The 25,021-nt window shown below is 39.5% G+C and carries 17 protein-coding genes and 1 riboswitch; of the genes, 4 read left to right on the top strand and 13 right to left on the bottom strand.

Annotated elements, in window-relative coordinates; all coding sequences use genetic code 11:
• Positions 1-42: 42 nt before the first annotated feature.
• The 6 genes from N475_RS15500 to N475_RS15525 form a co-directional block, all read right to left on the bottom strand.
• Entirely contained in the window at positions 43-2,274 is a 2,232-nt protein-coding gene (locus N475_RS15500) for a DUF4955 domain-containing protein (protein ID WP_063365552.1), read from the bottom strand.
• Positions 2,275-2,361: 87 nt separating this feature from the next.
• A riboswitch (cyclic di-GMP riboswitch) is annotated at positions 2,362-2,460 on the bottom strand.
• A gap of 266 nt (positions 2,461-2,726) precedes the next feature.
• Complete coding sequence (locus N475_RS15505; RefSeq protein ID WP_063365553.1) at positions 2,727-3,983, bottom strand: ATP-binding protein; 1,257 nt, start codon at positions 3,981-3,983, stop codon at positions 2,727-2,729.
• Between the two features lie 9 nt (positions 3,984-3,992).
• The gene (locus N475_RS15510; protein WP_063365554.1) at positions 3,993-4,679 is read right to left on the bottom strand and encodes a response regulator; all 687 of its coding nucleotides are present in this window, start codon (positions 4,677-4,679) and stop codon (positions 3,993-3,995) included.
• Between the two features lie 9 nt (positions 4,680-4,688).
• Complete coding sequence (locus N475_RS15515; protein ID WP_063357988.1) at positions 4,689-5,057, bottom strand: DUF3019 domain-containing protein; 369 nt, start codon at positions 5,055-5,057, stop codon at positions 4,689-4,691.
• Between the two features lie 9 nt (positions 5,058-5,066).
• Positions 5,067-5,915: a MipA/OmpV family protein gene (locus tag N475_RS15520; RefSeq protein WP_063357987.1), complete on the bottom strand. Its 849-nt coding sequence runs from the start codon at positions 5,913-5,915 to the stop codon at positions 5,067-5,069.
• Positions 5,916-6,102: 187 nt separating this feature from the next.
• Positions 6,103-8,277 (bottom strand): malate synthase G, encoded by a 2,175-nt coding sequence (locus tag N475_RS15525; protein ID WP_063357986.1) that lies wholly within the window; start codon positions 8,275-8,277, stop codon positions 6,103-6,105.
• 234 nt (positions 8,278-8,511) lie between these two features.
• Between N475_RS15525 and N475_RS15530 the strand changes: the two genes are divergently transcribed.
• The 3 genes from N475_RS15530 (at position 8,512) to N475_RS15540 (ending at position 13,298) form a co-directional block, all read left to right on the top strand.
• On the top strand, positions 8,512-10,116 hold the full coding sequence (locus N475_RS15530) for an isocitrate lyase (RefSeq protein WP_063357985.1): 1,605 nt from the start codon (positions 8,512-8,514) through the stop codon (positions 10,114-10,116).
• 468 nt (positions 10,117-10,584) lie between these two features.
• Positions 10,585-12,621 carry a tetratricopeptide repeat protein gene (locus tag N475_RS15535; RefSeq protein WP_063357984.1) on the top strand — a complete coding sequence of 679 codons (2,037 nt, stop codon included), beginning with the start codon at positions 10,585-10,587 and terminating at the stop codon, positions 12,619-12,621.
• 197 nt (positions 12,622-12,818) lie between these two features.
• Entirely contained in the window at positions 12,819-13,298 is a 480-nt protein-coding gene (locus N475_RS15540) for a hypothetical protein (protein WP_063357983.1), read from the top strand.
• A gap of 35 nt (positions 13,299-13,333) precedes the next feature.
• On the opposite strand, the gene N475_RS15545 is transcribed toward N475_RS15540, so the two are convergent.
• From N475_RS15545 to N475_RS15570, 6 genes are all read right to left on the bottom strand, one after another.
• Complete coding sequence (locus N475_RS15545; protein WP_063365555.1) at positions 13,334-14,791, bottom strand: DNA recombination protein RmuC; 1,458 nt, start codon at positions 14,789-14,791, stop codon at positions 13,334-13,336.
• A 147-nt stretch (positions 14,792-14,938) separates the two neighbouring features.
• Positions 14,939-15,628: a response regulator gene (locus tag N475_RS15550; protein ID WP_063357981.1), complete on the bottom strand. Its 690-nt coding sequence runs from the start codon at positions 15,626-15,628 to the stop codon at positions 14,939-14,941.
• Positions 15,628-15,834 carry a hypothetical protein gene (locus tag N475_RS15555; protein ID WP_063357980.1) on the bottom strand — a complete coding sequence of 69 codons (207 nt, stop codon included), beginning with the start codon at positions 15,832-15,834 and terminating at the stop codon, positions 15,628-15,630. The genes N475_RS15550 and N475_RS15555 overlap by 1 nt, the downstream gene beginning before the upstream one ends.
• 325 nt (positions 15,835-16,159) lie before the next feature.
• Positions 16,160-19,258, bottom strand: a complete 3,099-nt coding sequence (locus N475_RS15560) for a DEAD/DEAH box helicase (RefSeq protein WP_063357979.1) — start codon at positions 19,256-19,258, stop codon at positions 16,160-16,162.
• A 146-nt stretch (positions 19,259-19,404) separates the two neighbouring features.
• Positions 19,405-20,370, bottom strand: a complete 966-nt coding sequence (locus N475_RS15565; protein ID WP_063357978.1) for a ParB N-terminal domain-containing protein — start codon at positions 20,368-20,370, stop codon at positions 19,405-19,407.
• A 16-nt stretch (positions 20,371-20,386) separates the two neighbouring features.
• Positions 20,387-21,616 (bottom strand): AAA family ATPase, encoded by a 1,230-nt coding sequence (locus N475_RS15570; RefSeq protein ID WP_063357977.1) that lies wholly within the window; start codon positions 21,614-21,616, stop codon positions 20,387-20,389.
• Positions 21,617-22,324: 708 nt separating this feature from the next.
• On the opposite strand from N475_RS15570, the gene N475_RS15575 reads away from it, so the two are divergent.
• Positions 22,325-23,539, top strand: a complete 1,215-nt coding sequence (locus N475_RS15575) for a hypothetical protein (RefSeq protein ID WP_063357976.1) — start codon at positions 22,325-22,327, stop codon at positions 23,537-23,539.
• 57 nt (positions 23,540-23,596) lie between these two features.
• Here N475_RS15575 and N475_RS15580 read toward each other — a convergent pair whose 3' ends face one another.
• The gene (locus N475_RS15580) at positions 23,597-24,466 is read right to left on the bottom strand and encodes a DNA replication terminus site-binding protein (protein ID WP_063357975.1); all 870 of its coding nucleotides are present in this window, start codon (positions 24,464-24,466) and stop codon (positions 23,597-23,599) included.
• Between the last annotated feature and the right edge of the window lie 555 nt (positions 24,467-25,021).

Here is a 25,021-nt window from a genome sequence, read left to right on the forward strand (position 1 = left end):
TCATTTGCCCATGTATAAACTTTCTTGTAGGGCAATTAAAAATCATCGGTAGATGCGCACGTTTTTCACTTCACCATTAAATGGATAGGTATTTTTTTGCGGAGAACCAATACTCAATGGAATATCGTTCTCTTCAGGAAGCACTATGTCTTTGGAACCAATAAATTGACCGTCAATATGCAAAGATAGGAGGTTGCCAGACAAGTGCATCACAAGTTTGTGCCACCGTCCATCAGCATAATTTCCTGCATTAACTCCTTGACCATTAACACGCGCACTAATAACCCCATGTTTATTAATCTGTATGTAATAAGGGTTTTTAGTACCATAATTTCCTTTGGATAAGACGAAGCCAGCTTTACTAGTACTCCATGTATGATATTTAAACTCCAGTTCAATGGTGCTGAACCTATCAATGTCACCCAGCTCAACACGTTGATCGATGCCGTTGAATGAATTCTGATAACCACCAAATACCTGCCCATTTAGGCCATTGCCTGAAAGGTCACAAACACTGTCGATAATTGACCATGCACCGATCAAATTGTTGCCCAATACTTGTTTTGCACAGCGACGCTGCATTAATTGTGCGTCGAACAAACTGTCAACAGTGGTCGTTGATTGAACATGAGCTTGAGGAACGTCAGCAAGGCTAGAGTCATACCTTTGTTGGCTTTCAAATCCATTGAATCCTGCGCCATTTAACCCAACCACATACGGCATAATGACACGTCCATATTTACTGTCGTGACGCATAAATGCCCACTTATCAATGGATTCATTTTGCGCCGTGTTGGTCACATTCCAAAACACTAAGTGTTTTAAATGATTGGGCTGTGCTCCTTGAGAACCACCCATAAACCCATAGTTCCAGCCGCCCTTACTATTCTCTATCAAATTGCTGTAAGGCATATTCGCATGCAAATTATGAAATCGCTCTGAAGAGTGTATTGAGCCAGAGATAACATTACCGGTGGCTTTGTGTGAAAAACCAGCTGCATGCCAATGTTGTGCTTGATCATCAATATTCCGTGCCAGTACATGCGTTGATGCATTGATATCTAGACTCAAATGACCAGGATTACCACTAAATTTAATGTCTTTGATTGTCATCGCCGTACCATTAACCACCGTCACACCTTGGTTAACATCAACAATATCAACATTTTTTAGCCATGCATTTGCAACACGTGAAATTCGTAGTGCGCTCCAACCACCATCATGTACTCCGCTCAAATGATGTTTAAACTCTTCCTGCCAATTACCTTGAATCGTCAGATTTTCAATACCGATGTTTTCGATCAGAGTGGCCTTCTTTAAACCCCAATACCCGTCACCTTGAATATCATGATGAACTGGTGCTGCGAATGTGACTTGGTCGCCCTCTATAGCGGTGATTTGATGATACTCTTGCGAGCGTAAACCTTTTTTAATCAATCCCCAATTACCATCCAATTTATAGGGAGATAGAGCTTTAGCGATGGTTTCTTCTCGAGGGTCAAAGCGAGATAGCTGAACCCACTGGCCAACTTTAAGTAAACTGCTGTCGCTAACTCGTAACGTTCGCGTAGAGTGCCTAAGATGTGTAGAAGTCACATCCGTGATAAATTTTTCACCACTAGGTGATACGATTTTTTGACTGACCCCCTTCACGCGAGGGTCACGGTTATCATAGTCATAACCGATTTCAAATAAATATGGACTGGTCCACATTTTCGATGGGTACACTAAATCTAAGTGCTTTTCCATGTATAAAATACTTTGCTTACTTTCACCTCGTAAAACCATATTGCCACGGGAAAGTCTGATAGAAGCGCCTGCGCGGCTCTTTCTACCTGCAACAGTATCGGACATATCAAGATGCTCAATATCAGCTTCAGTATTTAGGTCGTAGATGCCATTAGGAAAATAGATAATAGCACCACTTCCACCAGCATCAATGTAAGCTTGTGCTGCAGTAATTGCATCACGTACAGCTTGCTTATCTGAGCGCCCCAACTTTATATCAGCGCCGTATTCTGTGACATCAAATGTACGGTAACCCAGACTATCTAATTGGGGGATCGGTTGATTGGAAAACTGATAACCTGCGTAGGAGTAATTTGCCACGATCTGATCATCTGCGATCTTCGAACTAGGATCTCTGAGATCTGACTGAACAGATCTGGACTCAAGATAACTATGCCAAAAATCATTTGCATAGCTTTGTATAGGGAGAGCACTTGCGATAGCACACAGTGCTGATACAAGCGTTTTACTTGAATAACTTTTCATCTCTAACCTCAATTTGCTAACAATTTAGCGGTATTGGGTAGATCTGGCACACACATCCATAGTGAGTATTCATAACACTCCTGATTATGAAGCAACCCCGCTATCGTGGGTTCTGTAAAATAATACAGAGCCTTTAGACCGGAAGCTTTGCGTCCTAGGCTTTCACCTAGTTTGCCAGTAACTACATTTGTTTAAATTTCAAAAGGAATTTATAGGAAGGTTCCAAAAACGTCAAACATAAATTAGAGCATAAATCCTAATTGATTGTTCGGTCAGGAATTTAAAATTAAAACTAATCAGACCACATCAGATAATTTACCTTTAACAGGTCCTAAATTTAATGTTTAAATGGTGAATGTCACAAAGACATAACATATTAAGCTTTACTATACCCGTTAAATCGGAGCTGATATTTAGTCCAAACTAGATATCGATGTGAAGATATTTAGGCGCTAGCCATAGACTCTTGGAAATCGTAAAGTAAACCTTGCTCCACCTAGTTTCGGGCAACTATCGACTTCAATGGTTCCTCGATAACGTTGAACTATTTTTGCTGTAAACGCTAAGCCAATTCCAAAGCCATGACTAGAGTTTTGGTTTAATCTTACAAAGGGCTTGAAAATAGCTTCTCGCTGCTTAGAGTTAATTCCACAACCATCATCACTAATTTTAAAGGCAACCAAATCTTTTTCTAAAGTAACCTCCAAAAAACGATGTTTATTACCATACTTAAGGGCGTTTTCCATGATGTTGGAAATGGCCATAGTGACATAAGTTTGCTCAGCACTAATGTAAAAGTCGGCGCTTGGCAAAGACATTTCAACTGCTTTATTTGTTCCTTCTAGTTCCAGACTTTGTAGCAATTTATGGCCTTTAATTAGATGCGGCTCAGCTTCATCTAAACTGTGTTGAAGGCGAGCAAATTCAAGCATGTGGAGTAGTAATCGCTCCATCTCATCTAACTGCCGATTAATTCTGCCTTCGTACTTTGCACGTAGTGCTTCATCTTCTGTCTCAACTAACGTATCTAACCCCATGCGGATCCGCGCTAGGGGAGTCCTCAGCTCATGTGATAGCCCCCCAGCTAACAACTTTATATCATCCATCAACACATTGATTTTGTCAGCCATTCGATTGAAAGACAGCTCAATATCCCGCAAGTACCAAAGCGTGCCGATACTAAGCCGAACAGTTAATTGTCCCTCACCAAAGCGGTTGGCTGCTTGCCTTAACTTGATAAGTCGTCTTACAAACGGCGCAAGAAAGACCACCATAATAGCAACAAGTAAACCATAGAATGATAAAGTTAGACTGAGACTATATTCATTGGTTGGTAATTGCTTGTCGTATTGATAAACCAAAATTAACCCCTGACTCGTCAATAAGTGCACCAAAACCTGTTCCTGCGTTTCTAAATACACTGGCTCTTGTTGCTCAAGTTGACTATAAAGTGAAGCTGGCAAAGGGTATGTGTCAGCTTGGCGAAAGACTATAGCCGCATTACGGCTCCCTTTTTCGGGCAGTGTCATTAACTCTGGCGCATCGCTTGCTGCGATAGCGCGTAATAAAGGCAAAACTAACTCAACCTCATCAAAAGAGGTCAACTGTACATCTTCGTCCTCCGACGTATGTAACTGATCAATCACTTGCCCCAACAAAATGCTTGCAAGTAATAAAACACTGACCAAAGCGACTACAAATCGCCACATAATGTACCTCTACCAAACATCTTTAGCCAATTGATACCCTTTCCCCCACACTGTCGCTATTTTATAAGGCTCCTCAGTATCTCCCAGCTTTTTGCGCAGACGTGAAATGCGCAAGTCAATTGAGCGATCAAACCCATCATATTCAAAGCCCCTCAGCTGCTGAATAAGCGCATCTCGCGTGACTACTGAACCGGCATGCTGAGCAAGCGCCCACAACACATCAAATTCATTGCTGGATACTTTGATATTGATGCCATTGAGTATCACATTTCTGGTATCAGGGTTTACCTCAAGCTGGCCCAAAACTATTGCAGATGACGCAGAGCAAGGGGCGGTACGCCTTAACAAATTCTTGATCCGCGCCTCTAATAGCCTTCCTCTTACTGGCTTAGTAAGATAGTCATCCGCCCCCATTTCTAAACCAATAATTTCATCCACTTCTTCATCTCTCGCGGTCAACATGAGAATGGGTATTGCCATCGTATTTCTGAGTTCTCGGCACACATCGAGGCCATCAATTCCAGGTAACATTCCATCTAGGATCACAAGCTCAGGAGGATTAAGCTTTATCCCCTCAAACCCGGAAATACCATCATGATAAACAGTGACCTTATATTGTTTTGCTTCGAGATACTCGGTTATCCATTGTGCTAGCTCAACATCATCTTCAACCAACGCCACTCTTGTCTTTTCCATTTAGACCTCTTAAAACATGCGCCAGCGCACAGCTTTGTTTTTACGTTTTTTATAGATCCATGCATATTGCACTTTGCCACTATAAATCATCTGGTGTTTACTATCTTTGAGGCTAAAAGCAACATCCGTTTTCATCTCTAACTCGTTTTCCCATAAACCTATTTTTGTAGCTTGCCAACACTGAGTTTTAACCTCATCAACAAATAAACAGTAATCACCTTTAGTTTTGGTTTGCCATTTAACTTTGATATCTATAAAGCAACTTTGACCTTGCTCTAATGCAACACATTGATCGGGTTGCAACGTAAAAGGTAACTCAGAAGGCTCAGCAAAGGCTGTCAAAGGAAGGAGCATCAGAATATATTTGTACTTGTTCATCTTTGCCCCCTAAAACACATAACTTAATGTTAAAGAGACATTACGGCCAAGCTCACTGCGATTAGTACGATATTTTTTTGCCAGTTTGGAATAAGGGCTATCGTCAATGCTACTGGCATAGTCTGTAATTCCAATCGTGCCATCTAACACCCATGACGCATTGAGTGGTTTAGTAAAACCAACTTTTAAATGAGAGTTGAATCCACCAGCAGCATCATAAGGTTCAAGCATCACCGCATCTTCAGGCACACCGTAATAGTAATCTAGCATCTTGCTATTTCTATACTGAAACCCTATAGACCCATAGAAATGCCAATTTTTGTACTGCCATGAGCGGGCTAGCCAAGCTGACCCATATACACCCTGGTTATATTCACTATTATCCGCTTTGGGCGCAATGATGGCTTGAAACTGATAGTTCCCTAGTTCTGCAGAAGCCCTAAGCCCTATGTAAGCGGTGAGATCTTTGTCACTGCCATCTTTAGGATGAACATGATAATCAAGCGGGCCGTGTGCCGAAGAGTAAATTACATCGAACTCCCAGTTGCCAAGGTTGTATAAGTTGTAACCCATGACCCAACTGGGGTCGAACTTGTTCGAGTTACCTGGAACTTCGATAAAAAGGCCATTCTCAAAGTAATAATTACCACTAACAATGAGGTTTGTACTTGTCTCAATATCAGACAGTAAACCACCAGCATATGAGATGCCGGCTCCCACAGCCAAAAAGCCACCTGATTCGCGTTTATCTGTAAACCCCTGCCAAAAATCAGGTTCTGACTGAGCATTTACGTTACTGGAGCAGCAAAAGGAAAACATTACTGTCAGTAACGACTTAGTTGTTATTTTAGAAAACATAGCAATTTCTTTTTTTTATACATTTGCTAATTAATATATTGAAAGCGCTTAAAAAATAGCGTGTCTGATTATATCAAGGTGTATCAATTTGTATCTAATAAGAAATTATCAGGCAAATAGGGTCTATGCGTAAAGGGGGTTTACGCTCTGCACTTTACAAAAAAGTACAGAGCCAGCGACAAAAAAGCTATTTGTTTTGTGCTTTGTACAAACGCCTGTAACGGTGAAGTAGCGGTTCAGTGTAACCATTAGGCTGGCTTGTGCCTTCAAACACCAACGCTAACGCTGCTTGATAAGACAAATTATCTGAGCTTGGTCGCCCGTTACAACACATAGCCTGATAGTTAGGATCGACGCTATTTTGGCTATCAACTACACACGCCATTTTGGCAAATGTATTTCTTACCTGTTCTTCGCTGCAAATACCATGATGTAGCCAGTTTGCAATATGCTGACTTGAAATACGTAGTGTTGCTCGATCTTCCATAAGGCCAACATGCGAAATATCCGGTACCTTAGAACAGCCAATGCCTTGATCTATCCATCTTACAACATAACCCAAAATACCTTGAACATTGTTGTCCAATTCAGCCTGAATTTCAGATTCATTTAACTGCTTTGCCATCAATGGCGGTGTCAAAAGCTCCTCAAGGCTATCGAATTGACGATTCAAAATCGCTTTCTGACACTGTTGCACATCAACTTCATGATAGTGCATAGCATGTAGTGTTGCAGCTGTGGGAGAGGGCACCCAAGCTGTGTTCGCGCCAGCACGTAACTGATCGATTTTTTGCTCCATCATTTGCGCCATTTTATCTGGTTTTGCCCACATCCCTTTGCCGATCTGCGCTTTACCTTTAAAGCCGTACCTCAGACCAATTTCTACATTTTGACGCTCGTATGCAGAAATCCAAGGCTGAGATTTTATTTGCTCTTTTGGCAGCACCGCTCCAGCACACATAGAGGTGTGAATTTCATCTCCAGTCCTATCTAAAAAGCCAGTATTGATAAATACGACACGTGCTTTAGCGGCGTAAATACAAGCACTCAAGTTTACCGAAGTACGGCGTTCCTCATCCATTATGCCCATTTTTATCGTGTTGGCTGGCAAACGAAGTAATCTTTCTACTTCACTAAACAACAATTCGGTGAAAGCAACCTCTTCAGCTCCATGCATTTTTGGTTTTACAATGTTAATACTTTGAGCTTTAGAGTTGCGCAGTCCATCCTTTTTGTTCAAATCGTGTAATGCCGCAGTTGCCGTAATAATTCCATCTAAAATTCCTTCAAATACTTCATCACAATTCATATCCAAAATTGCTGGTGTGGTCATTAAGTGGCCCACGTTACGTACAAACATCATGGCGCGACCGCTCAACGAAAACATATCGCCATTCAGTGAGATATAATCTCGATCTGGGTTTAGTTTGCGTGTTATGACCTCATCACCTTTTGAAAACTCTTCTTGTAGCGACCCGGTATTTAGCTCAAGCCAATTACGATATACCTCAATTTTGTCCTCTGCATCCACAGCTGCAACAGAGTCCTCACAATCCATGATGGTCGTTAGCGCAGCTTCTAAGATCACATCTTTGATCCCAGCCTTGTCTTCCTTGCCAATCGGATCGTCTGGATCAATGATCAACTCAAAATGTAGCCCATTGTGCTTGAACAATAATACTGATGGACTTTGAATTTGGCCGCGATAGCCAATTAGTTGATTTGGTTCAGATAACGAGACCTGTCGACTGTCGTTTAAAGTGATGACGAGTTCTTTATTTACAATACTATACTGAGTACTTTCAATATGTGAACCGGCAGTCAAAGGAAGAACTTTATCGAGAAACTGCCTAGCATAGGCCATCACCTTAAACCCCCTCACAGGGTTGTAACGGTCACTTTTTTCAGCGCCATCATCCTCTGGCAATACATCTGTACCATACAACGCATCATACAATGAGCCCCATCTTGCGTTTGCCGCATTGAGAGCAAAACGTCCATTATTTACCGGTACAACAAGCTGAGGGGCGGCCACAGTTGCAATCTCTGCTTCAACTTTCTCAGTAACTATTTCAAAGTTAGGGGGTTGAGGTTGTAGGTACTCTATTGATTCCAAAAATGTCCGATATTTCGAGACATCCCAAGTAGGGTTTTCAACATGAAAGCTATCTATTTTAGCCTGTAACTCGTCACGCTTGGCGAGTAGGGCACGGTTTATCGGAGTCAGTTTATTAATAATAGTTGCTACGCCTTGCCAATATGCTTCCTGATCTAGTGACAAGCCTGACAAGAGTTCATGATTTACAAAATCATATAGGCTGCTATCAATGGTTAATCCAGCTTGTTGAATTGTTGCACTCATACCTAGGTTCCTAAGAACGATAATTTTTGAACGGGTCATTCAAAAATAAATCAATTTGTACAAAAACAAACCCCTTTAGCCATTCATTGTAAATATACTCGCAATAACAACTATAAATTTAAAAAATCTTAAAAGTCATCCTAGTGTTTAATTAAGCGCCGCGACACCTCTCACTTATTCAGTTGTGGCAAACAAATTAACTTTAGCTAACTACTCGTTCGAAGGATAATAACCATGAGTGACTACCAGACACAGATAGACCGTTTTACAACACTTTGTGAGTCAAAAAACCTTAATTGGCAATCCATTAACCCTGAATATGCAAGCAGAATGCATCTGCAAAACCGCTTTAAAACAGGCCTAGATATTGCGAAACATACAGCCCAAATAATGCGTGAAGATATGGCACGTTACGATGCAGATCCATCGCAGTACACACAGTCACTCGGCTGCTGGCATGGGTTCACCGCACAACAAATGATGATGGCAGTCAAAAGGCATAAAAAGACGACAAAAGGCGCTTATGTATATTTAAGTGGCTGGATGGTGGCGGCACTTCGTTCTGAGTTTGGCCCACTCCCAGACCAAAGCATGCATGAAAAAACAGCGGTACCAAAGCTTATTGAGGAAATTTACACTTTCCTTAAACAGGCTGATGCAAGAGAATTAGACCATCTCTATAAAGCACTTGATGCTGCAAAGTCAAAAGGTCAGGATTGCAGTCACATTCAATCTGAAATAGATAACTATGAATCACATGTTGTCCCAATCATTGCCGATATTGACGCTGGATTTGGTAATGAAGAAGCAACATACCTTTTAGCCAAGCAAATGATTGAAGCCGGTGCATGTGCGATTCAAATCGAAAACCAAGTATCAGACGCAAAACAGTGTGGGCACCAGGCGGGAAAAGTCACCGTACCTCATGAAGACTTTTTGGCAAAGATCAACGCAGTAAGGTATGCATTTTTAGAGCTCGGTGTTGAAGAGGGCATTATAGTAGCTCGTACAGACTCATTGGGAGCAAGCCTGACGCAAAAAATCCCCGTCTCAAAGCAACCAAGTGATATCGCAAGCCTGTATACAGCCTTTCTTGATACACAAGTGATTGACGACGTAAGCCAACTTGAGGATGGAGAAATGGCTATCAAGCTCGATGGTAAGCTACAAAAACCAACTAGATTAGAAAATGGCTTGTATCAATTTAAAGAGGGTACTGAAAAGGACAGAGTCGTATTAGACTGCGTAACAAGTCTGAAAGCTGGTGCAGACCTTCTGTGGATAGAAACCGAAAAGCCCAATGTTGACCAAATTGCGGAGCTTGTAAATCGCATACGAGAAGAGGCGCCCAATGCTAAGTTAGTTTACAACAATTCACCTTCATTCAATTGGACGCTGAAGTTCCGTGAACAAGCTTACAATGAGCTTAAAGCACAAGGTGAAACGTTAGACAATTACCCTGACCCAAGTGTAGACCCTAAAGCACTGATGGCTCCAGAACTAGATGGAACAGAACTTGCGCGTCTTGCTGATGACAAGGTCAAGAGCTTCCAAATGGACGGTGCACAACAAGCTGGAATTTTCCATCATTTGATTACATTGCCAACTTATCACACCGCAGCGCTTAGCACTGACATATTATCAGAAGGATACTTCGGAGAGTTAGGTATGTTGGCATATGTCAGAGATGTTCAAAGACAAGAAATAAGAAGAGAGCAAGCGTCAGTTAAACATCAGGACTTAGCGGGCTCAAACATTGGAGATACTCATAAAGAATATTTTAGTGGCGACAATGCACTCAAAGCGGGCGGCGAAGCCAATACAATGAATCAGTTTTAGACACTTCAATCCCAACAATTAGGGCCTAAGGGCCCTTTTTTCATTCTAATACCAAGTGAACCGAGCTTTACCATGTGTATAGATCACTCTTTTACTGACAACCAAATTGTGGGATCAATAAAATACTAGCTCACAACAAACGACGGCTTTAAACTTCAAGACAGCTCTAAATCCCCCTCTTTTTCGCCCGATCCCCCTCCAAAGTCTCATTATTAATGCGTTCAACTCAATAATTGAGTGCTAAATACACGACTTCCCTCACTACAAATCGAATTTTTACTAACTTTTCCCTCGAGTAGGATCGAATTTTTACCAACAAATTTTACTTACAAATCATTTTTTTACTAACGCGACTTTTTTCAGAGCAAATTTTTACCTACTCCAATGTGTAAAGCCCCTTTACATGATCCATATTTGTCACACATTTGTTGCATAGCATGCGACAGTCTTGATTTAACTTGAAAAATTATGAAAAAAATATTCGTGCCTTTGTTACTCACCTGCATATTCGCTACAAAGAGTGTATCTGCAAGCATTGATGTTGAAGAGTTAGAGCGTCTAGAAAAACAAGGTAAGTATCAAATTGCATTAGATTTAATCGAACCTTGGCGACTGGAAAATCTCCAGAAAGAAAAGGCTTTGGAAGTATTGTTAATTCAAGCAAAAATCTATCGCAAGCAAGGAAGATTTGAAAAAGCCATATCTACCTTAGAATACATCGAAGAAAATCACTATTTAGACACGGCGCTTGTTAGAACCCTCAACAATGAAAAGGGTATCTGTTATCGCCGGATGTCGCGCCTTGAAGAAGCCGAGAAGCATTACTATCGTGCGCTAAAAGCAGCCCAAGAGCTAGAAGACAACACGTTAATTGGCCTAGCATATAGCAATTTAGGTACACTGTATGATCACAAAGACCAACTGGCGCAAGCCATGCAGTTTCAGCTTAAAGCTCAAAGCTATCTCAAAGGCAGTGATGACCACTCAATTAAAGCGAGTAATTTTTATAATCTTGGAGACATTTCAGTCAGATTAAATGACTATGAACAGGCAGAGATTTTTTTCCGCTGGGCACTTGCTGAAGACAAAAAGCATGGCGAAATAGTTGCAATTGCAGACAGCGCTTTAAGGCTTTCTCAAGTTTCTTTTAAAAAGGAAAACCATGTACTGGCAATAGAGAATACCAATGAAGCCCTTAAGTATTTAAAGCAAACCACTGCTAATGAAGCACTATCACGTGCCTATCATATGCTGGCAAGTAGCTATATAAAACTAAAACAAGGTGAAGAAGCGCTCATAAACGCACATTTGAGTTTAGATTTTGCCAACAAAGCGCAAAGTTCTGTTCAGTTGATTTATGCCCATATCAGCGTCTCAAAAGCTTATTTGTTTTTAGAGCAACCCCATTTGGCAGAAAACTATGTTTTAGAGCTGGCAAGATTAGTTAAAGAAGAGTCTCACTCTCCATTAATGATACAGTACTACGAGGTAGCTGCTGACTTAGCAGTGCAACAAGGGAAGACGCATGAAGCCTTCGAGTTTATACAAAAAGCGCTCGATGCACACAAAGTAAACGATGTAAAACTTAACAACCAAAAAGCACAAACTTATCGGAACAGTATCAGCAGTTTAGTTCAACGCCAACAATTAGAGGTATCTGAAAAAGAAAAAGCGCTTGCTCAGAGCCAACTAAAACACAATAAGTTTATGCAAAAAGCATTGTTAATCGCAGGCCTGTCTGCACTCTTTATTTGTGCTCTTTTAACCTACATTTATTTTATTAAGCATCGGTCAGCAAACCTTGCCGCCAAGCTCTATCAACAAAACTTAAAGCAAAAAGAAAAACTGCTTGCTGATATTTCTCATGAGCTCAGGACTCCTCTAAGTGTATTAAAGCTTCATATTGAGGCTTTGGAGCACAACTTATTTGACGATAACAACAGAGCATACGCAAAAATCAATGACAAAATATCGCAACTCAATGCATTGATTACCGATGTGTATCAACTCTCTCAAGCTGAAAACAATGCGATTGAGCTCAACGAGCAAATACAATGCGTAAGGACACTGTCTGAAAACTACAGCTATGATATTGAGCGCATGACAGAAAGCCATAATTTAGAGTTTAGCAGTGAGATTAGTATTCCAGATGGGGCAACCATTACAATCGATAAGCCTAAGTTGGATCGCGTTGTTACTAACCTTTGTAAGAATACTTGTTTGTATACAGACAGCCCAGGGCGCGTGATATTTAAAATGTACCAAAACAAAGATCATTTAAATATTGAACTGCAAGACTCTTCACCAACCGTAACAGATGAAGAGATCCCAAAACTCTTTGAGCGACTCTATCGTGTGGAAAGCTCTCGCAGTCGAGCCACAGGAGGCTCTGGTTTGGGCCTGTCCATCTGTAAAAGCCTCGTCGAGCTTATGTCAGGTAATATTGATATAAAACGCGGGTCTCTTGGTGGTTTAGATATTTCGATCTCTTTACCAATAAAGTAGAGTTCTATCGATACTTACCCAATGGAGCCTGTCGCAATGACATGCTCCAATTTACCCCACTCTAAAACTAATAAAAAGTAATTAGTTTTAGAAATTTATTACCCAACTGATCCGAGCACTTGCCCTTTCTCAATTGCTCCATTTTCTATCCACATTGCATTGTTTTAATAAGCAACATGAACGGGAGGAATTAACTTATGTCACAGCGTACAATGAAACACAATGATTGGGTCAAAATTGCGGAGCGTAAAAGACGTCAGTCAAAAGTACCAAAACAGTCTAACAAGATCTTACCTTTTTGGTCTCTGTTACTGGCAGGTTTTTTGATATTAGCGTCAGCTTGGAATTATTGGGTAGATAGTAACTCAAAGACCGTTGTGCATGCTGATATAAGTGTTGAAGCGCAAAAACGTATAAACCGCTTTTTTACAAAACAGTTTATGATGGGCAGCTGGAAATTAAGCCGCGTTAACTTTAACGAAGGCGAGCTAAATGTATTTATTCAGATCCCGACAAGACTCGCGATGACAAGTAGCGAGATAAAAGGCTACATTCAACAATCTCTTTGCCCTCATGCGAGCAGTGAAGTTTGGAATGATGTGAAAAATAACTCACTCTACATCTTCCTATACTCAGATAAGCCACGAAATGGCGACTACGCTTTGTGTACTAGATAAAAAAGGGCCTTAGGCCCTTTTTTATTGCCCGTAATTTATTCTAATTCCAGCTTTGCTTTTTCCATCAACTCTTCAGGTAAATCCTTAGTTACCGCCACACCAAGCTCCTTGAATTCCGAAGCCTGTTTAATAAGGTTGCCTTTTCCAGAGTAAAGCTGTCCTATTGCTTTGTCATAGGTTTCTTGTGCTTTATCAAGCTGCTTTCCTACACCTTCTAAGCTATGAAGAAAACTATTTAATTTGTTGTAGAACTTTTCAGCTCTTAAAGCTAGCTCTTTGCTATGCTTACTCTGCTCTTCGAAACGCCACAGCTGCTTTACAATATTTAAGCTCGTCAACAGAGTGGTTGGCGTCGCTACCAAAACTTTATTCTCGAGCGCATATTGATAAAGGTCTGGCGCATACTTTATTGCCTCTACGAAAGCAGACTCTACCGGAATAAACATAATCACAACTTCTGGCGAGTTTAGCCCAGGTAGTCGCTCATAAGATTTGTCGCCGAGTTCTTTTACTCGGGCTTTGACCGCCGCCACATGCTCTTTTAATGATTGCTGCGCTGCTAGCTCATCTTGCGCATTCACATATCGAGTGTATGCATTTAATGAGGTTTTAGCATCGACTACTAAATGCCTGTTTTGTGGAAGATAAACAATAACATCAGGGCGAAATTTTCCTTCTTCGGTAGTGAAGCTAACTTCTCTTTTATAGTCGTAACCGGGTCGCAATCCAGCACTGTCCAACACGTTTTCTAACATAAGCTCTCCCCAGTTGCCTTGCGTTTTAGTCTGGCCTTGCAAAGCAGTTGTAAGCTTACTGGCTTGGTCAGTCATAGCCTGATTATTTGCTTGTAAATGCAAAAGCTCTGTTCTCAGTGCCGCACGCTGCTTGAGCTCTTCACTATGAATTGCTTCCATTTTGTCACGAAAGCCTTTTAATTCCCCTTGAACAGGCGTCAAAATATGCTGTATTTTTTCTTGGCTACGGGCTGCAAATTGTTGGCTTTTTTCCTCAAAAATCTTGCTAGCTAAGTTTTCAAACTCTTGTTTTAGGGTTTCTTTTGCTTGTTCCAATTGTGCTATTTGGGCTTCAAATGCGCGCTGCTTTTCAATCAAGGTAGTTTCTGTATCTGTGAGCTTAAGCTCTAGCTGATGAGCTTTATCCTGCTCAATCTGCAAATTAGATTGGGCCTGCTGCCAAAGTCCGTAATACTCTTTTAGCTGTGCGTGCTTTTCTGTAAGGCGAGCTTGATATTGCTGGGCTTCTCCGTGCAGTTTAAGTTGCTGCTGTTTCGTTTCGTTTAGCTCCAATTTAAATTCAGCATTGGCGTCTTCAAGCAAGCGTACTTGGTTAAGTGCCATTGACAGTTCGGCACGGCTTTTTTGCTTGATGGAATAACATAGCACTGCGAAAAATGCAGAAGCGGAGATCACACCTACACCGAGCAAAAAACTTATGACGCTCACTGGCAGTGCAGACAAAGTAGTCCAAAACATAGTATGACTCTTCTCAATTAACTCTAGTTAAATCATACCTGAGTAAGTGAAATCATTCACTTAGAAGAGAGCAGGAAAAGTAATGTTTGAGGAGATGATAGAGTTAGCAATAACTGCTAACTCTGTTAAAGCTGCGTGATGCTAGCTTCAGCTATCGATGTGTTGTTCGTTAAAGCGATACCCAGCCCCATACACTGATTCAACAATCTTGGGAGAAAACTCCATGTTTTTAATCTTTTTACGGATATTCTTAATGTGGCTATCAATCACGCGATCAGAAATATCAAAATTATCGGGTTGAATATGGTCCAAAATCTGCTGTCGAGAAAACACTCGGTTAGGTGCATTATAAAGCATCGCAAATACATCAAACTCAACTTTTGTCAGGCTCAGAGACTGGCCTTTCAGAGACACAAGCAATTGTGCTTCATTTACTTCAATGGAAGGCTTTTCAGGAGCTTGTACAGTGCTGCAACGGCGAAGTATTGCTTTAATACGCATTACTAATTCTGCCGCACTAAATGGCTTACAAACGTAATCGTCAGCACCAAACTCTAAACCTTTAAGGCGGTCAGCTTCAGATACTTTGGCTGTTAACATTACAATTGGGACCATTGAAAATTCTCGGATCTGTTGCATACAAGCAACACCATCCTGATTGGGGAGCATTATATCCATTAGAATAGCATCAGGGCTGTTTGCTCTCACCCAATCCACCACTTCTGCGCCGTCGGCAATATGTGATATCTGAAACCCAGATGCTTTAAAAAACAACATCACTTGTTCAGCAATATCAAAATCATCTTCGACAATCAAAATGTGGTTTTTTTCTTCCATTAGTTTCTCTTTTTAGCTTTTAATACTCTTAGTTGCAGCTTTACTTGCTTCTTCAAGCTAGAAGATAATGTGTCGTCAAATAACAACATGGTTAATATACTGGCCAAGTCTTCAGAGCTCGCAACTTCATTAATAAGATCATAGTCGCACAGTGATTGAGGTTCAATAAAGTTTAATTGCGAAATTGAGTTTTCATAACACAACATAGTTACCCGCCTTAAGTCCAATTCATTTGGTGTCTTTTTCCTATGTGTGTATTAAAAAGAAAGAATATGGATCAAATGTGGAACAAAACCAGAAAAAAGGGTAATTGCAATTACACTATATTACACAGTAACGAATTTGCGCTGCCGAATGAGCCTTTCGGTTAAGTCATCCCCATAAAAAGAAAAACCAGCTCAATTGAGCTGGTTTATTACAAAAAACGTAACGTAATTAATAAGGGGAAATCAACATGCGCCCATTGTTTAACTGCTTTAACAACGTGCATTAAAGTAGACCTCGGCCTTTTTTAAAAGTTCAAAATTATTTTTAACTTTTTATTAGTTCCAGCATTTGTGCTTCATTAAACTCACTCAACTTGACACCTGCGTCAGCAAACAACGCATCTACCAGTGCTTGTTTATCCTTTTGCATCTGAAACACTTTTTGTTCTATCGAGTTTGCGACAATCAATTTATATACAAAGACAGGCTTATCTTGGCCAATTCTATAAGCGCGATCGGTGGCCTGATTTTCGACGGCAGGATTCCACCACGGGTCAAAATGAATAACCGTATCAGCTTGAGTCAGGTTTAATCCTGTGCCTCCGGCTTTTAGCGAAATTAAAAATACATCCACTTCGCCTTCGGTAAATCTAGCAATGGCTTTGTCACGCTGCCTAGTCTGCCCGGTCAGCATTGTGAAAGGGATGTGCTGTGCTTCACAAAGTGAAGCAATCATATCTAGCACAGTAGTGAACTGGCTGAATATGATGATTTTACGGCCTTCCTTTAACAGAATGGGTAAATGCTCACCTAGCCACTTAAACTTCGCACTTTGTTGATACTCAGTTTCTTTATCCACAAGACCTGGGTGACAACAAATCTGTCTAAGCTTCAATAAGGCGTCCAAAAATGCCAGCTTACTGCTTTCAACACCTTGCTCTTTAAAAAGGTCTATCAGACTTGATTCCACTTGATTTTGAACGTGCTGATAAAGTGCGGCTTGCTCAGAACTAAATTCGAGCTTTTTAATTAGCTCTGTTTTGGCTGGCAATTCACGGACTACTTCAGACTTTGTTCTGCGCAGAATAAAAGGAGCAATCAAAGATTGTAATTCCTTAGCTTTACGACTGTCTCGCTCTTTCTCAATAGGCACTTGGAAGTGTTGCTTAAATTGCTGCTTAGTACCCAATACATCGGGCATTACAAAGTCTAATAAAGACTTTAGCTCCATCAAGTTGTTTTCAACTGGCGTACCACTTAAACACAATTTAAACTCGGCAGACAGTTGCTTCACGCATTTGGAAATTTGCGCAGTTTCATTTTTGATGTATTGCGCTTCATCTAGCACAATAGAGTCAAAATGAAGCTCAGAGTAGTACGCTAAATCACGTTTTAACAGCGGGTAAGTCGTGATAATGAAACGTGCTTGAGAAACTTGGTTTAGCTGTTTATCTCGGTTGCTGCCATGTACAGTTAAAACAGGCAAATGAGGAGCAAATCTTTTAAATTCATTTTGCCAATTACCAACTAACGACGTAGGGCAAACTATCAGAGAAGGCTTGGTAACCAATGTATTGTGCTGAGAGATAAAATACGCAATAACTTGTAAGGTTTTCCCAAGTCCCATATCGTCAGCTAAAATTCCACCTAACTGATGTCTATTCAAAAACTTCAGCCAGTTAACGCCCTGCAATTGATAATCTCGTAATGTAAACCTCTCGTGACTACCGCCCAACAAAGAGACGTCTTGACTAACAGGCTTATTTAACTCTTCAAGGTAATCGAGAAGGCGCTCGTCCGTTGATACACTCTCTATTGCGTCTAGCTCGAACAGTTTCTTAGCGTAAGAAAGCGGGAACTTAAATTGGGAGCTAGATAAGTAATAGCTGAACCTAGATTTCAACAGCAGCAATTCTTCATATATCTCTTTTGAGATAGCATAGTGTTGCTCAGCAATTTGAACATACTGAAACACATTTGCGATAGAATTAACTTCATGGCTTTGTACTTTATCCCAGTCAAGCAAAATGAGTTTATCATCAAACATCACCTTACCAATCACATGATGCTTTTTATCACGTTTTAACTGTAAGGTGACTTTAGGAACCTGTACTTTTTTGCTCTGTTGAATTTCATCAACCTGCCACATTTTTCTCTGCAGGTAAGGTCTCACCTCGCAGTTATACCAATGGTAAGCTACTTCGTCTTCCACGGGTAATCTGAACCCGTCACTCTGTGCTTCAAAGCCTAGTCCAAGTAACATTTTCTCGCAGCGATTGAGCTGCTTTTCAGTTGAGTACTTTGTTTGCGAGTCGTATAAAGACAAAGCTAAATGCTTAAACTCACCGTCTGTCACTCCCAATTTGGCAACAAGCTTATTTTTATCAAGTAACTTTTCATACCCAGACGGAGGCGGAATAACGTTATCTGCAAACACATCTTGAAAGCGCTTAATTACGGCTTCGATTTTGTCTTTTTGTATGCTCGGCATAGTTTGCAAGTGGGCTATTTCTGACGCGCTCAATTCAGACTCAATTCTGCCCAATAGCATTTTTTCGGTATCCAGGTAAACAGGCGGGTCAGACTTAATCAATAACCACTGTTCGACGTCTGTTAGTTTGCTTTCTAACTTAAATGTGTCTTTTTCGGTCTTCCAAGTGAAATCTAAATGTTGCATGTGGCCAAACTGCAAAGGCTTACGGCTATTACCAAAAAAGCAGCGCTTGGTTGCCACAAGCTGTTGCAATGCAGCGAACCCCCAGCTGCCTGATAGCTCGAAATGGCCAGGTGTATTCTGAGAGCGAACCCAGCTAAACAATCGATAATCGCTTTCTAATATGTCTTTAGGCGGGACGTGCGCGTTTAATTGCTTTTCAGTTAGTGCACGCCCTAGCGGGTAATGTCCGTCAGGTTTGTGAGGAGACATCTTTGGATTAAGCAACAGCTCGTTACCCCTGTGCTCCAACACAAAAAGCAACACGTTGGCTGCATCCAAATCAGTTGCCTGCTGTAACAAAGAAAGTTCGTTGAACCAATCGTTGACGATAAACGATTCACCGAATCCGCCTGAATGGTCGACTTTGAGTTTCAGTAATACAGCTGCAATATGGCGACATTTGGCGTTATTAGAGCATGAGCATTGCGCTTCTACAGACGGTGTGCCTTTTACTTGCTCTATTTTTATATGTTGGGTAAAGGTATTGCCAAAATTCCCCATTACCTGTGCATCAATTCGCGAAAAGTCTTCGCTATGTTCTAAAAAACAGATCTGATCATCATTCAGGTACTCTTTCGCCTTGGCCAACATGGCAGAACTAAAGTACTGCTTAAGAAAGCGCTCTGACAAAGGGAACTGAGAAGACTGTTCCTGTTTAATTTCTTCAAATAAAGCTAATAGCTGCTCTTTAGATAACTGCGAGGACATTATTTAACAAGTAAAAAGACGTAAAAGACCAGTATATGAAATTACGGATTTGAGCTAAAGAGGCAATTTACACAAAATTACGAAAATTTGACTGGTTGGAGGTCAAAAAGAGAGAAGTATGGCCTAGGTACCTAGGCCAAAACAAACTAGTTAAAACTACTTAACAACTTTTGCAATTGTTCTAACCTTTTATCTGTCAGCACTTTATCGTCAATCTTCACTGTAACAGCACCAGAGTTTACGCTTCTTTGTACTTTGACAAACTTATTTTCTAACAAACATTCATTTCGGTTCGAAGCTTCTAACTCAAATGTTGTTAGATACTTTGTGATCGCGATGGCGCGTTTTTCATCACTCATATCTTCATTTTCTAGCACATCAGCAGAATACTCTGCGACCTTTTGAGCAAACGCTTCAGGGCGTTCTTTCATCGCTACAATTAACTTTTTGGCCACTTCACGACCCAAATGGTTAGGTGTTGGGTACATCAAAACAACTTGCCTATCAATTTGCTCAAATGCTTTGATAGCATCAGCAATTGCAGTGTGAGATACACCCTCAATAGCTGCAATCTCTCTATATGATCCCTTTTTGCCAGACTCTTGTAGCTTATTACGTGTCTGTACATACGCCTTGCCAAGCTCCCATAAACTCGGTGCGATATACTGGTCTGAAGACACAGCTAATGCTTTTGCATCTTCTTCAGTGAAATCTTCTGAACTAAACACCACATAATCAGCCTTTGCCAGTAGGCAAGCTTTACGGCGTCTCGAACCTGATAGTACAACAAGCGATGACCCGTTTTTCCAACACAAAGCAGGGTGCATATTTTTACCATCAGATTTGATCGCTGGTAAAATATCGGCAACTGACTTTTTATTTAACAATGACTGCTCTCGGCGGTTTTTTCCGAATACGGTTGTTTTTGCTTCAATATCGTTGAATGAGATCACTTCACAGATCAGCTTGATCTGCCTATTAGGATCGCTTGGGGCCGGCATGGTAACTTCTTGACCAACCGAAGCTTGTCCTAATAAATCGTCTAGACTACTACTTTCTACAGGTGTTGAAAAAGGGTCTATTCTTGTATCGTTTTTACGTTTTCTAGCCATGTTTAAGCCTGTATTTTTAGTCTAAGCTTGATTGAGTTGAAGCCCAATTCGAGCGGATAAGCATTTCTAATTCATCAACCACGTCTTTTATGTTTTCTTGTGATTTTAATAAAGATTCTCTACTCGCCAATGAGTCTGACGTTTTTTGGTCAAAAATGGTATTAAATGACGAAGAGCTGGCGGTAATCGCTGAACTATGGTTTATTGGATAACTCATTACCTGCCTTCCAAATGCAGTTCTGACATCCTTAACAATATCCCGCTGTGAATGATTTCCTTTTACGTAGTTTGTCACCAAAAACTGCATAAAATCCCATCCTTCATGCCCGAGTGCAGCAACCGTATGATAAATTTCGCCTAATCGCTTGAGGTATTTATTGTTTGCATCGAAATCTACTGCCTCAGGATGTACAGGAATTAACATCGCTGTAGAGGCCATCAGAGCATTGTAAAACATGAAATTCAATGAAGGCGCCGTATCTATCAATATTATATCAAACTCGTCTTGTACGGGCTCTATGACGCGCTCCTTCAGCTTATGATAGTGTCGCGTATTATCATATCCTGAAGATTCTTTTAGTTCAGTAGCAGTCTCATGTTCAAAATAAAAATCATCCATGCCAGAAGGTAGAATTCTTATATTAGGTATGTGTGTACTTTGGAACGAGTCAGACACAAGCTGTGACCAAGTTTCACCTTCTTCTAGTTCGATACAATCCCTCATCAAATCACCAACTGTTATGGGATCGTGTTCATTTGAGGGGAAGAAACTGGACGAAGATCCTTGTGGATCTAAATCAATAATACCGATTCTATACCTTTTGATATTGGTGGTTGCCAACGCAGCAGCTAAGTTAACTAGCGACGTTGTTTTACCGCAGCCTCCTTTTAAGCTGTTGATGACAATCACCTGTAATTTATCTTGTTCAGATCTATGATCAGCACTGATCCCTAGTGTGTCTGCCATAGCAAATATATTACTTAGCGTGTACGCATAGTGCCCATTTGCACCTTTTTGAATACTTAGGTGATCAAAGTCGCCTTGATCGTGGCGTCTTTTAAGCGTTCTATTATTTACACCTAAGAGGTCAGCTGCTGCTTTTTGGGTATATGTACGAAGTTCTTTATCTTCAGACTTTAGATGTGCACGATAATGTTGTATTCGTCCTTCTAAAGATTTTTCTGCGACTTCAGCTGTTGCTTTCAACAATTTGTAAGTAGAAAGAGCATTGCTATTGATAGACATACTAATATTCCTTAACTTGATACTTATTATTATAATGTCCATTAAATAAAAGGTAAACACCAAAAAAGCATGACATCATAAAAAACTATTTAAAAAATCTTGCTTAAAGTTTAAATAAGGAGATTAGATATGGTTAAATATAAAGGTATATAAGGTTAAAGAGCTCAGATAATAGTTTATCTTATTGTTTTATAAAGTTTTTAGCAAAATCTTTAGATCAAGGAAATACGTGGTAAAGATCAGATCTTTAAGTACTAATAGATCAAAAAAATACTAACTAAATATTGGTCAGTTAAGATAGTAACAACTTATCAACAGAGTTATAAACAATTTGTGTGGTTAAGATCGAATTTATACTAACTTGATCTGGTTAGATATCCACAAACTTTTAAAAAGTACAGCCAATAAGTTAATAAAGATCAGATCTATACCATGAATAGATCTGATCTTTACTAATTTCCAAAGTATTTATACACAAACCCTTTCATATAATGCCTAAATAGATAGTTTTTGAGCTGAAAACAAAGCCAAAAGGACTGAATTCTTGTACATGTACGTAAAATATTGATCTGAGAACAGGCCAAAGTTAGTAAAAAATTGATCTGAAGAAAAACTTGAGAACAGATCAATTTTTTACTAACTTAATCATTTAACTTTTCTCTTTGAATGTGTTGTTATTAGCTGTCGAAAGAATCTGGAAGTAAAATAATGAACCGCAAGGTAAACATCTCTGTTGACAATCTACCCGACTCACTTCGAGGGCAAATCCACGGAGTAGAAAGTGCTATCGACAATGAAAGCTTGGCACTGTTTACAGACAACAAAGATGTAAGAATTTCTTTAGAAAATACAAATCATGGACTTAGAGCCTACTCAAATACTTTCAATCATTATGACCTATGGGGAAGGTTTGTACGATCTGGTCATAAAAAGCTGCCATTAGAAGAAGCGCCAAAAAAGACAATTATTACTCGTAGAATTTCTGAAAAAGTAGATGGGATTCTTTATGATGGTGAAATTAAGATAACACCAGCTGTTGTTAGTAGTAAAAAAGATGGTGAAGAAACAGAGTTTTTAGTTTGGCCATCTGATAGAGAAGAAAAAGTAGAGCGTGCACTGATACGACTTGCTTCAAAGGGTAAGATTGTAAAAATAAATTTTAAGTCCGGTATTCAATATGCCGTTATTTTTTCAATGAATGAATTGGCTCAAGAGCTTAAAGCTGTTGGCCAATCGATGCCATATCCGCAGATAAAAGAATCTTTAGAAGCACTTCAAGGTTCTAAGCTTTCGTTTAAATATCGTGCAACAGACACTAAAAATAGTGATGTTGATGATTCATTTTATGAATCAAACATGAACTTTTTATCATCTTTGCATTTTAGTGGAAAGAAAGGACAGGGCGGCAATATTAAATGCGTTGCGTGTTTAAATGCTTTTGTTCATAACATGATCGATAATTTAGAGTATAAGGGTTATTACTTCAACAGTGCACAAGAGTTAAAACGTGGTCTATCGCGTTGGATGATGTTGAGATTGTATCACTTGTGGCGTTATGCGGCTCCTGGAAAAACATACCATTTTAGACTTTTATCAATTATGGAAAAGTATGGTTCAATATACTCCTCCGATGAAATTACAGATAATAAATTGAAAGCACTTCGTCGTGATATGACGACGACAATGAAGGACTTAATCGAAAAAGGGGCGATTTCAGAATATAACATTTCAAACGTTAAAGATGATCAAACTGGAAAAATCATCGATTATGTATATGAAATGCACCCATCTGCACAATTTTGTGAAGAAATTCTTGCTCTTAACAAGCATAACAAACGCATTGAAATACAAGGCGGTAAAAGACTTGTTGAAGACGCTGAAATTATTGACGAAGATATCTTAGAAGAAATCGTTAAAAAGTAGCTTTTATAAGGGCAGTTAATTATGTTAAATAGACCGTCCTTATATTTTACTTGATACTTAGTCTAAATTTTCTAAATATATGCGCTCAATTAAGTAACTGTAATCCTTTTTTCGAACATCTATATTTGAAGCATTATAATTCGGCAATTCTCCAATCTTTGTTTCTTTTTGTGGATTTAGCAATATAAATGGAAGTGCTCCACTAACGTGGTATCTATTTTTTGCTGTAAATCTAACATTTACTTCAGGGGTTACTCTAGTAGGTCTTTTTATACGAAGTTTGCTCTTTTCACTAAGACTTCCAACTCTTATCTTTTCTGATTCAACGATTTGAAACCAGCTTTGTTGGTCAATTACACGCGGATTCGAATACCCTGAAGATTTATGTAGCATTTCTAGTGCTGCTTTTTTCGATAATGTCATTGAAGAGTGTTTTTTCATCCAGGTAAAACGAACAGAATAGGGGATAGCATCTTCAAAATGAATTTTTCGATAAGCCGCTAACGTAATTAAATTAGGAATTGCATTGTGAACAGCTTCGAAACGAGCGTCATTATTGTTTATTTCGAGAATGGTTTCTTTAAAGGCCTGTTTTGCTTTGTTAACATCGAGGATTCGAGACTTTAATTTCAATTCTGGATCGTTTATTAAAATTATACCTGGATGCCTAGTTAGCACTTTTCCACTTTTTTTGTCGTCTACAAATAAGTCTTGATACCCTGATAAGCATTTTTTTAATGCAAGTTCTCCGGAAAATTTTTCTACAACGATATTTTCTGGGGCTTTTTTTTCGTCTTCTTCGGTAATTTTGGGTAAGGAAAAATAATGACTATCGACTATTTCACCGGATTCTATCTCCTCACAGAGAAGAGATAGCTGATTATTTAGATAGTCAAAACTACTTCTTAAATTAAATTTAGTACTCATAGAACTAATACGTATGATGTGTTCCTATGATTATAGCTAAATAACTGACTTATTACCAATTTTGTGGCTTTTACTATCTTATTTAATCTTAATGCATTAGAGAAAGAACACATCATGCCTTTTGTTATTGATAGAGTAATTTATTAATTTAATTGAGATATCCAATATTTACTCAGTCCATTGTGTGCTTAATTAATTAAATTTTACTTATTCATTACTATGTGAATATTTATCATTAATGTATGATGTGTTCTTTATATATTATCAATTTAAGTTTTCTTTTTCTACTTTGCCGTGAATTATTAAAGTTATATTCTCCTTGGTAAAAAAGTTCATAGGCAATATCTTTACTTGGTTACTTGGTTACTTGGTTACTTGGTTACTTGGTTACTTGGTTACTTGGTATGAAATAAAGAATAAACTAAACCGTTGAATATCAATAGTATGATGTGTTCCTTGTGAGTATATCTAAATTGGTTTCAAGTTCAACTATAACATAGGGCCAAAAATACAAACGTGATAGTGGTTGGATTATGAACTCTGACTTTGAACTCT

Origin of the sequence: Pseudoalteromonas luteoviolacea DSM 6061, from assembly GCF_001625655.1 — a bacterium.
Classification (GTDB): Bacteria; Pseudomonadota; Gammaproteobacteria; order Enterobacterales; family Alteromonadaceae; genus Pseudoalteromonas; species Pseudoalteromonas luteoviolacea.